This window comes from Myceligenerans xiligouense, from assembly GCF_003814695.1.
GTDB lineage: Bacteria > Actinomycetota > Actinomycetes > Actinomycetales > Cellulomonadaceae > Myceligenerans > Myceligenerans xiligouense.
In genome coordinates this window covers 4,137,904-4,151,971 of record NZ_RKQZ01000001.1, presented here as the reverse complement: position 1 = coordinate 4,151,971, position 14,068 = coordinate 4,137,904, and the positions used below count along the sequence as shown (strand labels likewise).

13 protein-coding genes are annotated in these 14,068 nt (G+C 72.5%); 11 read left to right on the top strand and 2 right to left on the bottom strand.

Going from position 1 to position 14,068, the window contains the following annotated elements; translation table 11 throughout:
• Nucleotides 1-169: 169 nt before the first annotated feature.
• The gene (locus EDD34_RS18180; protein WP_170177122.1) at nt 170-1,282 is read right to left on the bottom strand and encodes an o-succinylbenzoate synthase; all 1,113 of its coding nucleotides are present in this window, start codon (nt 1,280-1,282) and stop codon (nt 170-172) included.
• A gap of 417 nt (nt 1,283-1,699) precedes the next feature.
• Between EDD34_RS18180 and EDD34_RS18175 the strand changes: the two genes are divergently transcribed.
• The 3 genes from EDD34_RS18175 (at nt 1,700) to EDD34_RS18165 (ending at nt 5,465) form a co-directional block, all read left to right on the top strand.
• Nucleotides 1,700-2,695 carry a 1,4-dihydroxy-2-naphthoyl-CoA synthase gene (locus EDD34_RS18175; RefSeq protein ID WP_123815821.1) on the top strand — a complete coding sequence of 332 codons (996 nt, stop codon included), beginning with the start codon at nt 1,700-1,702 and terminating at the stop codon, nt 2,693-2,695.
• 103 nt (nt 2,696-2,798) lie between these two features.
• Nucleotides 2,799-4,496, top strand: coding sequence for a S1C family serine protease (locus tag EDD34_RS18170; RefSeq protein ID WP_246012554.1), 1,698 nt, complete (start codon nt 2,799-2,801; stop codon nt 4,494-4,496).
• A 465-nt stretch (nt 4,497-4,961) separates the two neighbouring features.
• Nucleotides 4,962-5,465, top strand: coding sequence for a GNAT family N-acetyltransferase (locus EDD34_RS18165; RefSeq protein ID WP_170177121.1), 504 nt, complete (start codon nt 4,962-4,964; stop codon nt 5,463-5,465).
• Nucleotides 5,466-5,498: 33 nt separating this feature from the next.
• Here the strand turns inward: EDD34_RS18165 and EDD34_RS18160 are convergent, their stop codons facing one another.
• On the bottom strand, nt 5,499-6,122 hold the full coding sequence (locus tag EDD34_RS18160; RefSeq protein WP_123815818.1) for a TetR/AcrR family transcriptional regulator: 624 nt from the start codon (nt 6,120-6,122) through the stop codon (nt 5,499-5,501).
• 290 nt (nt 6,123-6,412) lie between these two features.
• Between EDD34_RS18160 and EDD34_RS18155 the strand changes: the two genes are divergently transcribed.
• The 8 genes from EDD34_RS18155 to EDD34_RS18120 all read left to right on the top strand — a co-directional run bounded on the left by EDD34_RS18155 (nt 6,413) and on the right by EDD34_RS18120 (nt 14,066).
• Nucleotides 6,413-7,006, top strand: coding sequence for a DUF6230 family protein (locus EDD34_RS18155; protein ID WP_123815817.1), 594 nt, complete (start codon nt 6,413-6,415; stop codon nt 7,004-7,006).
• Nucleotides 6,997-8,466: a DUF6114 domain-containing protein gene (locus EDD34_RS18150; protein WP_123815816.1), complete on the top strand. Its 1,470-nt coding sequence runs from the start codon at nt 6,997-6,999 to the stop codon at nt 8,464-8,466. Before EDD34_RS18155 ends, EDD34_RS18150 begins: the two co-directional genes overlap by 10 nt.
• An 87-nt stretch (nt 8,467-8,553) precedes the next feature.
• The gene (locus EDD34_RS18145; RefSeq protein ID WP_123815815.1) at nt 8,554-9,897 is read left to right on the top strand and encodes an isochorismate synthase; all 1,344 of its coding nucleotides are present in this window, start codon (nt 8,554-8,556) and stop codon (nt 9,895-9,897) included.
• Between the two features lie 37 nt (nt 9,898-9,934).
• The gene (locus EDD34_RS18140) at nt 9,935-10,630 is read left to right on the top strand and encodes a demethylmenaquinone methyltransferase (protein ID WP_123815814.1); all 696 of its coding nucleotides are present in this window, start codon (nt 9,935-9,937) and stop codon (nt 10,628-10,630) included.
• 328 nt (nt 10,631-10,958) lie between these two features.
• The gene (locus tag EDD34_RS18135; RefSeq protein ID WP_246012553.1) at nt 10,959-12,263 is read left to right on the top strand and encodes a geranylgeranyl reductase family protein; all 1,305 of its coding nucleotides are present in this window, start codon (nt 10,959-10,961) and stop codon (nt 12,261-12,263) included.
• A 22-nt stretch (nt 12,264-12,285) separates the two neighbouring features.
• Nucleotides 12,286-12,645: an NADH-quinone oxidoreductase subunit A gene (locus EDD34_RS18130; protein WP_123815812.1), complete on the top strand. Its 360-nt coding sequence runs from the start codon at nt 12,286-12,288 to the stop codon at nt 12,643-12,645.
• A gap of 12 nt (nt 12,646-12,657) precedes the next feature.
• On the top strand, nt 12,658-13,209 hold the full coding sequence (locus EDD34_RS18125) for a NuoB/complex I 20 kDa subunit family protein (RefSeq protein WP_123815811.1): 552 nt from the start codon (nt 12,658-12,660) through the stop codon (nt 13,207-13,209).
• Nucleotides 13,210-13,319: 110 nt separating this feature from the next.
• Entirely contained in the window at nt 13,320-14,066 is a 747-nt protein-coding gene (locus EDD34_RS18120) for an NADH-quinone oxidoreductase subunit C (protein WP_425462381.1), read from the top strand.
• The last annotated feature ends 2 nt before the right edge of the window (nt 14,067-14,068 follow it).

Genomic DNA, 14,068 nt, shown 5'->3' with positions numbered 1-14,068 from the left:
CCGGGCCGTGCCCCGCCGGGCCGTGCCCCCGGGCGGGCGCCGTGTCCCCGGGCGGGCGCCGTGTCCCTGGGCGGGCGCCGTGCCGCGCCGGGCGTGCCGTGCCGGGCGTGCCGCGCTGTGCCGGGCGTGCCGCGCCGTGCCGGCCCGGGCCGTGCCGGGAGGCCCGGGATCAGCCGGCGGCGGAGCCCACGGCGTCGGCCGTGTCGAGGACCTGGGCGAGGCGGTGGTACCGGGCGCGCCAGCGGTCGGCGACGTCGCGGGGTGCGGTGGCCCGGGCGAGCGCGGCCGGGTCGGGGGACGGGCGGCGGACCGGGATCGCCCCGTCGACCGGCAGCAAGGGGGCCGCGACGACGTCGTGCACCAGGAGCTGTGCGGTGGCGAGGCCGCACGCGTGGGGGAGGTCCGGGAGCGCCGCCGCGAGCGCCACGCCCGCCGCCAGCCCGACCGAGGACTCCAGCGCGGAGGAGACCACCACGGGCAGCCCGACCTGTTCGGCCAGGTCGAGGCACGCGCGCACGCCGCCGAGCGGCGCGACCTTGAGCACCACGACGTCCGCGGCCTCCAGCCGCACGACCCGCAGGGGATCCTCGGCGCGGCGGATCGACTCGTCGGCGGCGACGGGGACGTGCTGGGCGCGGCGCACCGCGGCGAGGTCCTCGACGGACGCGCACGGCTGCTCGACGTACTCCAGGCCGTGGGTGCTCCCGGATCGTCCGTCCCCGCCGGCGGCCCGGTCGAGGACGGGGAGGCGGCGCAGCGCCTCGTCCAGGCTCCAGCCGCCGTTGGCGTCGATCCGGATCCGCGCGCCGGGCCGGCGCGCGGTGGCGCTCGCGGGTTCCCCGGTGCGGTCCGCGGGTGGTTCGCTCGGGGAGCCGGGTCCGTCGTCGTCGGCGAGCAGCTCGTCGAAGGCGGATCGGACCGCCTCGACGCGGGCCTGTTCGGTGGAGAGGGGTTCGACGTCCCCGCCGGGGAGGCGTTGGGCGACCTTGATCTTGGCGGTGCGGCAGCCGCCGGAGGCGAGCACGATCGCCCGGGCCTGTTCGGGCTCGACGGCGGGGACGGTGACGTTGACGGGGACGGTGTCGCGGACGGGTGCGGGCCAGCCGGTGTCGGCGGCCTCGCGGGCGGCGCGCAGCCAGGTGGCGGACTCGGCGTCGTCGTAGTCCCAGAAGGGGGAGAGTTCGCCCCAGCCGGCGTCGCCGCGGATCAGCATCCCGTCGCGGGTGTCGAGGCCGCGGAAGCGGGTGCGCAGGGGCGTGGACCAGACGATGGTGTCGTGCACCCGTCCAGGCTAGTGGCGGGTGCCTGGGATTCGTGTCGGGCGTGGGCGGTGGTTCGTGCCGAACCGCAACCGCGCCTCGGCCCGTGCCGTCGAACCGCAGGTTCTGCCTCCCGACCGCTGTCGAACCGCAGGGACACGCCGATGATCCGGAGAAATGCCAGCGTGTCCTTGCGGTTCGACGACGGGAACCATCACTCGGCTGCGGTTCGGGCCACGCCGTCGAGACGATGCTGCGGTTTGCCAGGGAGCAGCCGGCACGAGGTCGCGGTCCGAGACGAACCCGAACCGCAACCGACCCGCCGACCGCCGACCGCCGACCGCCGACACGAGTCTCGGGCGCCGGGACACCAGCGGCCGGCGCCGGGGGCGTGGTGTTCGGGCGGACCCCGGGTCGCGCTCACGAACTACGCTTCCCTCGTGAGTAGCACCGACCGAGCCGAGACCCCGTCCGCGCAGCCGCAGCTTCCCCGCCAGGTGTCCGAGACCTTCGACCCGCGGCGGTGGCGGGAGGTCACCGGGTTCGAGGATCTCACCGACATGACCTACCACCGCGGGCACGACCACGTGACGGGGCGTGACCTGCCCGTCGTGCGTGTCGCGTTCGACCGTCCCGAGGTCCGGAACGCTTTCCGCCCGCACACCGTGGACGAGCTGTACCGGGTGCTGGACCACGCGCGCATGACGTCGGACGTCGGCACCGTCCTCCTGACGGGTAACGGCCCGTCGCCCAAGGACGCCGGGTGGGCCTTCTGCAGCGGCGGCGACCAGCGCATCCGGGGCCGGTCGGGGTACCGGTACACGACGGCCCCCGACGGTGGTGGTGAGGTCGCCACGGCGGACGCCGTCGATCCGGCCCGCGCGGGCCGCCTGCACATCCTGGAGGTGCAGCGCCTGATCCGGACGATGCCGAAGGTGGTGGTCGCCGTCGTGGACGGCTGGGCGGCCGGCGGGGGGCACTCGCTGCACGTGGTGTGCGACCTGACGATCGCGTGCCGCGAGCACGGGAAGTTCAAGCAGACGGACGCGGACGTGGGTTCGTTCGACGGCGGCTACGGTTCGGCGTACCTGGCCCGCCAGGTGGGGCAGAAGCGGGCGCGGGAGATCTTCTTCCTGGCCCGGGAGTACTCCGCCGACGACGCCGAACGCTGGGGCGCGGTCAACGAGGTCGCGGAGCACGCCGACCTGGAGGAGCTCGCCGTCGACTACGCGCGCGTCATCGCGTCGAAGTCGCCGCAGGCGGTCCGCATGCTGAAGTTCGCGTTCAACCTGCCCGACGACGGCATCAACGGCCAGCAGGTCTTCGCCGGCGAGGCGACCCGGCTCGCGTACATGACGGACGAGGCGGTCGAGGGGCGCGACGCCTTCCTGGAGCGCCGTGACCCCGACTGGAGCCGGTTCCCGTACTACTTCTGACCGGCGCCGGCCCCGCCCGGGCGTGCGCAGGGAACTCACAGGCAGGCTCAAGGGTCGCGTCAGAGTGCCGGTGTGTAGTGGTTCACGGATGAAGGAGGGCACCGTGAACACCGAGCAGAACCCCAGTACCCCGCAGGGCCAGGAGCCGGAGGCGGCCGACGCCGTCGCACCGCAGCAGCCGCGGACCCCCGCTGCCTCGACGCCCGCCGCGGCGGCCCGGGCGGCACAGGTCCCCGCCGCCGGAGCGGAGCCGGCGCAGGCGCCGGAAGCGCAGTGGCCGGAAGCGCAGGCGCCGGAGGCGCAGTGGCCGGAGGCGGAGCGCACGCAGCAGCTTCCCGCGCAGGGGCCGGCCGCCGGACGCGAGGCGGCGGCCGTGCCCCCGCCCGCCGGCGGTCCGGCGACTGGCCGGGCCTTCGAGACCGGGTCGTGGGCGGCGCAGGGCCACGCCCCGGCCGACGCCGGACGGCAGGAGTCCCGCCCGGCCGGCCACGGACCGTTGTCGGACACCACGACGGCGTTCGGGAACCCCTACGCCGCACCGGCGACCGCGACGACGCGTCGGCCGGACCGACGCTGGGTCCCCGTGGTGAGCGCGGCGGCGGTGGCGGCGCTTCTCGCCAGCGCGGGTACGGCGGGGGCGATCGCGCTGCTGGACGACGACACGCAGGCGGTGTCGCTGGCGGACGTCGGCCGGTCGGACCAGCAGGCGGTACCGGTCTCGTCGAACGGCGACGCGCCGGACTGGCAGGCCGTCACGTCCGCCGTCTCGGACTCCGTGGTCTCGATCCAGGTGGCCACGCAGCAGGGTGAGGGTGAGGGTTCCGGCGTCGTCATCGACGCGGACGGGCACATCCTCACGAACAACCACGTGGTCTCCGGCGCTCAGCAGGTGCAGGTCACGCTGGCAGACGGACGACTCTTCGAGGCGGAGGTCGTCGGGACGGACCCGGCGACGGACCTCGCCGTCGTGCGACTCACCGATGCGCCGGAGGACCTGACCGCCGCGACACTCGGCGACTCCGACGCGGTCGCCGTGGGCGACGCGGTGATGGCGGTGGGCAACCCGCTGGGTCTCGCGAACACCGCGACCACGGGCATCGTCTCGGCGCTCGACCGCCCGGTGTCGGCGTCGTCGCAGGGCGGGGGTGACGTCGTGGTCACGAACGCCGTGCAGACGGACGCGGCCGTGAACCCCGGCAACTCGGGAGGCCCGCTGTTCAACGCGTCGGGCGAGGTCATCGGGATCAACTCGTCCATCCTGACCCTGTCGAGCTCCACGCAGCAGTCCGGGTCGATCGGGCTCGGGTTCGCGATCCCGTCGAACCTGGCGTCGAGCGTCAGTGACCAGCTGATCGACGACGGTTCGGCCGAGCACGCGTTCCTGGGCGTGTCGCTCTCGGACGGCACGGCGACGGCCGACGGCGTGACGCGGCTCGGCGCGCGGGTCGAGGAGGTCGTGGCGGGTTCGCCGGCCGAGGAGGCCGGGCTCGAGGCCGGTGACGTGGTGGTCGCGATCGGCGAGGACCCGGTGGACGGCCGCGAGTCGCTGACCGCTTTCGTGCGGGAGCACGCCGCGGGCGAGGAGGTCACCCTCACGGTGGTGCGCGACGGCGACACCCGGCAGGTCACCACGGGCCTCGCGGTGCGGGACGACCAGGGGCTCGCGGAGCAGGACCAGAACGTGCCGGGCCAGGGCGGCATGCCCGGCCAGGGCGACTCCGACGGCTCCGGCTCCGGCAGCTCGGACCAGACGGACCCGGGCAACATCCCGGACTGGCTGCGGGACCTGTTCGGGAACTGACCCGGTCCCGAACCGCTGTCGACCCCGCCCTTGTCGGTGTCGAACCGCAGGTTGAATCGTGCTAACTCGCGATGTGCACGGTTCAACTTGCGGTTCGACACCGGGGAACGTGATCGGACTGCGGTTCGGGGTCGGCGGGCGGGGTTGACACCGGCAGGCGGGGTCGGATTGCGGTTCGGGGTCCAGTGGCGGAGGGATGTCGCGTCTTCAGGATGCCGCGGAAGGTGCTCAATGGGTGGCAATGGGGCAAAGGTGTCTTTAGGGAATTACCACTAGTGTGCATAGTGAATGGCGCGATTGAGTACTATCTTGAGGCGCGTGATTGGGACCTGTGACGTTGTGCGAACGCGCGGCCGGTCAGATGCGGCCCATGACATTCTCGGCGAACTCCCTGAGTGGTTCGGTCTCGAGAAGTTCACCGACGAATACGAGGAAGCGGCTCGGAAGTTTCCGAACTATCTGGCCGTGAGCGCCCCCCTCGGCGGCGACGGCGTGGGCCCGGGCGCCCTCGACGACGACGTGGGGCTGAGCTCGCTCGGGGGTGGTCCCCTCGGTGGGGGCGCCCTCCGGAGCGGGGTGCTCGATGAGGGCGCCCTCGGGAGCGGGCCGCTCGGTGGCAGCGCCCTCGGGGAGGGCTCCCTCGACGGATCCCGGGTACCCGTCGCCGACGTGACGGGCATCCTGCTTCTGGACCCGCGCTACGACAGCACGGCCGAGGTCCACCTGCTCGCGGTGCGGCGCGAGCATCACCGGACGGGGATCGGGCGGGCCCTCCTGCGGCGTGCCGAGGACGACATGCGCGCGCGGGGCGTCCGCCTGCTCACGGTCAAGACCTTCGGGCCCTCCCGCCCGGACCCGGGCTACGACCGGACCCGGGCCTTCTACGAGGCGGTCGGCTTCCTTCCCGTCGAGGAGTTCCCCGACATGTGGGCCGAGAACCCCTGCCTGCTGATGGCGAAGGTGCTCTGACCGGGCCGAACCGTCACGTCGAGGCCGGAGCCGTCACGTCGAGGCCGTCAGCGGGCCCGCGTCGAGCTGCGCACCCGTCGCGCTCACCGCACCGAACATGCTGCTCTCCAGGTAGGCGATGAGATCCGCGGCCGGGATGTCGGTGTTGAGGCCGCCGTCGACCAGCGCCTGCTCGGCCAGCGCCACCCAGGAGCGCAGAGCCATGCGCAGCATCGGGGTGTCCTCGACGCCCATCTCCGTGACGGCGGTGACCACGCGCTCGGTCTGCTCGCGCCGCGCGCTCTCGATGAGCTCGCGCACCTCCTCGTCGCCGCTCGCCGCGCCACGCACGAGCGAGTAGAACGTGGGTCCGTGCTCGCGGACGTAGGTCACGAGCCGTTCGAGGGTGTCGTGCAGGCGATCCAGCGGCGGAAGCTCCGGCCGGGGATCGCTCGCGTGCAGCATCGAGTCCCGGGCCCGCAGCACGATCTCGTGGTGCAGCCCGTTCTTCGAGCCGAAGTAGTAGTAGACGAGGCCCGTCGAGACCTCGGCCTCGGCGGCGATCTCCTCGACCGTGACCTCGGAGAGCGGTCGATCGGCCAGGGTGGCCACGCCGAGGGCCACGAGCTGGTCCCGGCGTTCCTCCGGGCGGAGTCGGGTTCTGCGGCTGGTTGCCATGTTGCGAGCATATCTACCAACCTGTGCGTCGCCTGGGTGAATCGTCCGGTGTCCGTGCCTCCGCCGTGCGGCCGCCACGCGGCCCGGCGTACCTCCGCCAAGCGGCTCGGAATGCGGTCGGCGCAGGTCCACCGCACAGCCGGCCACGTGTCCACCACAAGACCGTCGCGCCGCCCGGCGTCGGGCGCTCCGATCGCCCCGTCAGGACAATTGACTCGAACTCAGTAGTCGGCTACGGTCACGCTCGACGACGAAGGAGTCGCCTCTCTCTGTGTTCAAAGGGGAATCACATGAAGCTCAGCAACCTGACGAAGTCGCGCAAGGGGCGCGTGGCGCTCGCCGCGATCCCGGTGGCCGCGGCCGCCAGCCTGCTTCTCGGCGGCGTGGCCCAGGGTGCGGTCCCGGTCTCGTTCGCGATCTCAGGCACACCGTTCAAGATCGCCGCCGACCGGCTCGACGGCACCGGATTCTCGCAGTACGCGGGTCAGGCCGTCGACGCCGACGGCCGGCCGCACCCCGCCGCCATCGCGAACATCAAGGACGCGAAGCTCCACAACCTGTGCCAGACCATGGTCCAGGACACGAAGCTCGGCAAGGTCGGCCTCAAGATCACGGCCGGCACCGGCAAGAAGCCCGCCGAGGCGACGGACCTCCAGATCGGCATGACCGACCTGGCCGGCACCGCGACGTTCACCAACATCCGCATCGGCGTGGACGCGTCCACGGTCAACACCGCCGACAAGGGCCACAAGGGTGACTTCGCCATGGACTCCGACGCGATCGACATCGACGGACTCCAGCAGGTCTCGTGGAGCACCCAGGCCGCGGTCTTCAAGCTGACGGACCTGAAGCTCCAGCTCACGAACGGCGAGGAGTGCTTCTGAACCGGAAGGATGGTCGAGCCGGCGGCGGCCGCCCCGCACTCCGGGGGCGGCTGGACGCCGCGCGGCGGGCATTCGGCCCGTGGCGCAAGGAGCGTCCGTTCGTCGGGTGCGTGCTCGTGATCCTGGCCGGACTGGAGCTCCTGCTCTCCGGCCCGATCGACGTGGGCGCGCTCGCCGACCTGGTGGGTGCCGAGGGCGTGCCGAACATGCAGCTCGCGGTCGGCATCGAAGGCTTCCAGGCGACCATCCTCCCCCTGGCCCTGATTCTCCTGGGCGTGCTGTCCATGGTGCAGCCCGTCCACCGGATCTTCTACGGGGTACTCATCCTCGCCATCTCGGTCTACACGCTGTCCGGCGTGAACCTGGGAGGCTGGATCGTCGGCTTCCTGCTCGGCGCGATCGGTGGCGTCGTCGTCGTCTCGTGGTCGCCGTCGGACCGGGCGGCCGCGGAAGGCCGTCCGGCCGAGCCCGGGCCGGCCGGCACCGGCACCGGCGCGTTCGAGGTGTCCGACGCAGACCCCTCGGGCGGTCCCACGCTGCCCACCAGATCCGCGGCGGTCGTCCTGGCCGGCGCTCTGGTGCTGGGCGGGATCCAGCCCGCGGCGCTCCGCACGGCCGACGACGACTGCTGGGACCCGATCGACTGGATCCCGATCATCACCTGCGACGACGAGGACGGCGACGCGGGCCCGTCCGCGTCCCCCTCGGCGTCGCCCTCCCCGAGTTCCTCCGACGCCGGCGGCGTGGTGGACGACGTGACCGACGGCGTCGGTGACGTGATCGACGACGTCACCGGGGGTGCGGGGGGCGACCCGGAGGGCAAGGGCTCGGGCGAGGACGGCGGGTCCGCCGATGGAGCGGACGAGGCGGCTGCCGAGATCTTCTCCACCGACGGGTCCGAGCGAGGGCTGTCGATCGGCTACGTCTGCGACGGCGAGAAGCAGAACGTCACCCTCCCGATGATCTCGGCGGGCGAGGACAACAGGAACACGTTCTCGCTGCCGGGGGACCTGCGCACGAAGGACCTCGAGATCAGCGGGATCCGGTCCGTCGCGCTCGTCTCGGTTCCCGTGACGCACGAGGCCGAACGGCGCGACGCGCTGCGGATCGTCGCCGACCACGTGAAGGTCCCGGGCTTCTGGCTCAAGACCTACGCGTACGACACCGACGCCCAGGGTGCGGCGGTCGAGGCCGGGACGGACACGAGCGCGGGCTACGTCTCCATGGACGGCAACGCGACGATGTACATCTCGGGGATCAACCTCGGCTGCCCCGACTTCGAGGACATCTCCGACGAGCCGCCGGAGTCGATCATCGCCTGGCTGCTGGCCCTGTCGGGTGCGCAGCTCGACTTCCTGGGCGCCACCTCGGACGTCCAGGTCTGGTCCGGCTTCCGCGAGCAGGTCTGGGGCGACCCGCTGCACCCGATCGGCGAGGGCCCGCAGGCCGGCGACCCCTGAGAATCGTGCGGGTGGGGGTGTGGGCGGGAGTGTGACGTGCGCTGCAGGGAGGGGGGAGCGGCGTCGAACCGACATATTCTGGGAGCGATGACCGTCACCGCACCCCCGCTCGCGCCGCCGCGCCTCGTGGTCCGCACCTCTCGCATCGACGAGCTGCCCCAGGACCTCACGGCGCTCGTCGACCTGCTGCCCGACGTCCGCCCGCTGGCCTGGGTGAGGCACGGTGACGGCGTCGTCGGCTGGGGCGAGGCGCTGCGGTTCGAGACGTTCGGCCCCGGCCGGTTCGCCGACGCGGAGCACGCCTGGCACCAGGTCCTCGTCGGCGCGTCCGTGCACGACGGCGTCGGCCTGCCCGGCACCGGCCCGATCGCCTTCGGGTCGTTCGCGTTCGACGACGTCGTCCCGGGCGACGAGGCCGAGGACCCCACCCGCGCGAGCGGGGCGCTCATCGTGCCGCGGGTCGTGGTCGGCCGTCGGGGCGCGGTGTGCTGGACGACGACGATCGAGCTGGTGGGCGACCGCGCCGCGCCGGCTCCGGAGCTGCTGCCCGACGCCTACCCGCACACCCCGGTCACCGCGCCGGGCCGGGTGGCCTACGCCGACGGGTCCGTCGGCGCGGAGGACTGGAAGGCCGTCGTCGCGGAGGGTGTCTCCCGGATCAAGGAGCGCGAGCTCGCCAAGGTGGTGCTGGCGCGCGACGTCGTCGCCACCGCCGAGCGTCCCGTGGACCCGCGCCATCTGCTCCGGCGCCTGTCCCGGGCGTACGACGCGTGCTGGACGTTCAGCGTGGACGGACTGGTCGGTGCGACCCCGGAGCTGCTGGTGCGCAGCGAGAAGGGGCTCGTCACGTCCCGCGTGCTGGCGGGCACCATCCCGCGCACGGAGGGCCCGGATCCCGAGGCGTCCGACGTCCTCACCGCGCGACTGGCCGGTTCGTCGAAGGATCTGGAAGAGCACGAGTACGCGGCGCGCTCCGTGGCAGCCGCCCTCGAGCCGTTCTGCTCGTCGATGAACATCCCCGACGGACCGTTCGTGCTGCACCTGCCGAACGTCATGCACCTGGCCACCGATGTCACGGCGGTGCTCGACCCGTCGGCGGGGCCGCGACCGCCGTCGTCCCTCTCGCTGGCCGCCGCCCTGCACCCGAGCGCGGCGGTGTGCGGCACGCCCACCGTGGCCGCGCGGTCCCTGATCCGCGAGATCGAGGGGATGGACCGGGCACGGTACGCGGGGCCGGTGGGCTGGGTCGGGGCCGACGGCGACGGCGAGTGGGGTATCGCGCTGCGCTCGGCCGAGATCTCCGAGCGCGACCCGCGTCATGTGCGGCTCTTCGCCGGCTGCGGGATCGTGGCGGCGTCGGACCCGGTCGCGGAACTGGCCGAGTCGGAGGCCAAGCTGGAGCCGATGCGATTCGCCCTCGGCGAGGACTGACTCCCGGCGTCGGTCCCGGACGTGGGACGATGACCCCATGTCCCGCGCCAGCCTGGAGAAGCAGCCCGCCGAGGTCGCGTCGATGTTCGACGGCATCGCCAAGCGCTACGACCTCACCAACGACCTGATCTCCCTGGGGCAGGACCGGCGCTGGCGCAAGCTGGTGCGGGAGGCGGTGAGCGCGGCACCCGGTGAGAAGGTGCTCGACCTCGCCGCCGGTACGGGTGCCTCCAGCGAGCCGTTCGACGACGACGGCGCGCTCGTGGTCCCGTCGGACTTCAGCCTCGGCATGCTGCGGGTGGGCAAGGAACGGCGCCCGGACCTGCCCTTCGTGGCTGGTGACGCGACACGGCTGCCGTTCGCGGACGAGTCCTTCGACGTGGTGACGATCAGTTTCGGCCTGCGCAACGTGGTCGACACGTCGGCGGCACTGCGCGAGATGCTGCGCGTGACACGGCCCGGCGGGCGCGTGGTGATCTGCGAGTTCTCCACGCCGACGTGGATGCCCTTCCGCATGGTGTACCAGGAGTACCTGATGCGGGCGCTCCCCGTGGTCGCCGGCGCGGTCACGCGCGACCGCGGCTCCTACGACTACCTCGCGGAGTCGATCCGCTCCTGGCCCGACCAGGTGGCCCTGGCCCGCCTGATGCTCGACGCCGGCTGGAAACCGGTCCAGTACCGCAACGCGAGCGGCGGCGTGGTCGCCCTCCACCGAGGCACCCGCCCGGCCTGACACCTCACCAACCACGCCCCCAACACGGCCGGGCGGATCCGGGCCGGGCTGACCCGGCCCTGCCGAGCCCGCGACCACGCCATTGCGCTCGACCACGCCATTGCGCCTGGTGGGAACGTTCCCATCGAGCGCAATGGCGTGGTCGGCGGGCTGATCGCGTCCGTCGGGGGTGGGGAGGCGACGGCGCGTGGCGCGGAGCTTCCCTCGAAGTTAGGTTCGCCTTGCTACCCAATGTCCGGCTCGTGTGGCTAGGGTGGCGGTGTTGTGACAGGGTTCACAAGGACCCGTCAAGACACCCAGCAGCGAGTTCACAATCGGGGGTGAGCACGTGAAGCGCCGGAACGACGACGCTGATGTCATCGTGGTGGGCGCCGGCCCGGCCGGCTCGTCCACCGCGCACTGGTGCGCGTCCGCGGGCCTCGACGTGCTCCTGCTCGAGAAGGCCGAGTTCCCCCGCGACAAGATCTGTGGCGACGGCCTCACGCCCCGCGCGGTCTCGGAACTGGTGCGCATGGGCGTCGACACCGACGAGCGCGACGGCTGGATCCGCAACCGCGGCCTCCGCGTGCACGCCACGGGCCGCTCCTGGGAACTCGACTGGCCCGACCTCACGGCGTACCCCGGCTACGGCATGGCCCGCTCCCGGATGACGCTGGACCAGACGCTCGCCCAGCACGCGCAGGCGAGCGGCGCCAAGCTCCTCACCAGCACCAAGGTCACCGGCGCCGTCACCGACGAGCGCACCGGCCGGATCACCGGCGTCACCACGCAGCCGCTGGACGGCCGGGGCCGCGCGGACGGGCCGGAGCGGACGTTCAGCGCGCCCGTCGTCGTCGCGTCCGACGGCGTGAGCTCGCGCCTGGCGACCGGTGTCGGGCGGATGCGCCGCGACGACCGGCCCATGGGAACCGCGGTGCGCGCCTACTACACGACGCCCCGGCACGCCGACCCGTTCATGGAGTCCCACCTCGAACTGTGGTCCGGCGAGCCCGGCCGTTCGGACCTGCTGCCCGGTTACGGCTGGGTGTTCCCGCTCGGCGACGGTACCGCGAACGTCGGCCTGGGCAGCGTGCACAGCACACCGGCCCGGCAGTCCCGCGCGGGGATCGACTACCGCCGCCTCCAGGACACGTGGCTCACCCACTCCGCCCCGGAGGGCTGGGAGCTGAGCCCCGAGGCCGCCACCGGCAAGGTCCGCGGCGCCGCGCTGCCCATGGGCTTCAACCGCGGCCCGCTGTACGCCGACGGCCTGCTGCTGGCCGGCGACGCCGCGGGGATGGTGTCCCCGTTCAACGGCGAGGGCATCGCCTACGGCCTCCAGGCCGGGCGGGTCGCCGCCGAGGCCATCGCCGCCGCCCGCCACAAGTCCACCGACGCGGCGCGCGAGGCGGCCCTGGCCACCTACGCCGACCGGATGCGCGCGGACCTCGGCGGCTACTACACCCTGGGCCGCTGGTTCGTGCGGCTCATCGAGCACCCGCAGGTCATGCGGGCCTGCGTGAAGTACGGGCTGCCGCGCAAGGTCGTGATGCAGTTCGTCCTCAAGCTCCTGTCCGACTGCTACGAGCCGAGCGGCGGCGACTGGATCGACCGCACCATCGCCGGCATGACGAAGGTGGTACCAAGCTCGTGAACGAACTCCAGAGGGGAACGGCATGAATCCCTATCTCCCCATCCTGATCCTCATGGGGATCGGGGCGGTACTCGCGCTGGGCGGCGTCGCGGCGAGCGCGGTCATCGGCCCGAAACGCTACAACCGTGCCAAGCTCGACGCGTACGAGTGCGGCATCGAGCCCACGCCGAACGCGCTGGGCGGCGGCCGCCTGCCGATCAAGTACTACCTGGTGGCGATGACGTTCATCGTCTTCGACATCGAGGTGGTCTTCCTCTACCCGTGGGCGGTCGACTTCACCACCCTCGCCACGTTCGGACTGGTCGCGATGTTCGCCTTCCTGGCGCTCATCACCGTCCCGTTCGTCTACGAGTGGCGCCGCGGCGGGTTCGACTGGGTCTGAGAAGGAGGAGACATGGGTGTCGAGGAAGCGCCGTCAGGATTCCTCCTGACGACGATCGAGGACTTCGCCGGCTACATGCGCAAGGCGTCGATGTGGCCGGTGACGTTCGGCCTGGCCTGCTGCGCCATCGAGATGATGGCCGCGGGAGCGCCGCGCTACGACCTGTCGCGGTTCGGCATGGAGGTCTTCCGCGCGTCGCCGCGCCAGGCGGACCTGATGATCGTGGCCGGGCGCGTCAGCCAGAAGATGGCGCCGGTGGTGCGGCAGGTCTACGACCAGATGAGTGAGCCCAAGTGGGTGCTCTCCATGGGCGTGTGCGCGTCGTCGGGCGGCATGTTCAACAACTACGCGATCGTGCAGGGCGTGGATCACGTGATCCCGGTCGACATCTACCTGCCCGGCTGTCCGCCGCGGCCGGAGATGCTGATCAACGCGATCCTCGCGCTGCACCACCAGGTGCAGAACGCCCCGCTGGGCGTGAACCGCGAAGAGGCGGCGCGGGCGGCCGAGGCGGCCGCCATGGAGGCGACGCCCACCTTCGAGCAGAAGGGGCTGCTGCGGTGAGCGACGAGAAGGACGAGGCCACCCCGGACAAGGTCACCCCGGACAAGGCGACGCCGGACAAGGCGGCGCAGGGCAGGGCCTTGCAGGACAAGGCGGCTCAGGACACGGGCCTGCCCGGTTCCGGTGCGGGAGGCGACCCGAGCGATTTGGAGCGCGTCGCCCTGCCCCTCGAGGTCGTCGAGGTGCGGCACGGCATGTTCGGCGCGCACGACTCGGGTGACACGTCGGGGTACGGCGGCCTGGTGCGGCCGGTGGCGATGCCCGGTCCGTCGTCGCGCCCGTACGGGAGCTGGTTCGACCGCGTCGTCGACGTGCTGACCGAGGTGCTGCGCGAGGAGGGCACCGACCCGGACGCCGCGATCGAGAAGGTGGTCGTGGATCTGCACGGGGCCGACTCGGCCGAGGCGCCGCGGGCGGAGCTGACGCTGCACGTGGCCCGCGAGCACCTGAAGCCCGTGTGCCAGGCGCTGCGCGACGACCAGGATCTGCGCTTCGAGCTCTCGCTCGGCGTGTCGGGCGTGCACTACCCGCACGAGACCGGCCGCGAGCTGCACGCCGTCTACCACCTGGTGTCGGTGACGCACAACCACCGCCTGCGCCTCGAGGTGACGGCCCCGGACGAGGACCCGCACATCCCGTCCACCACGTCCGTGTACCCGGCCAACGACTGGCACGAGCGCGAGACGTACGACTTCTTCGGCATCGTGTTCGACGGCCATCCCGGCCTGGCGCGCATCGAGATGCCGGACGACTGGGAGGGCCACCCGCAGCGGAAGGACTATCCGCTCGGCGGCATCCCGGTCGAGTACAAGGGGGCCACCGTGCCCCCGCCAGACACGAGGAGGGCATACTCGTGACC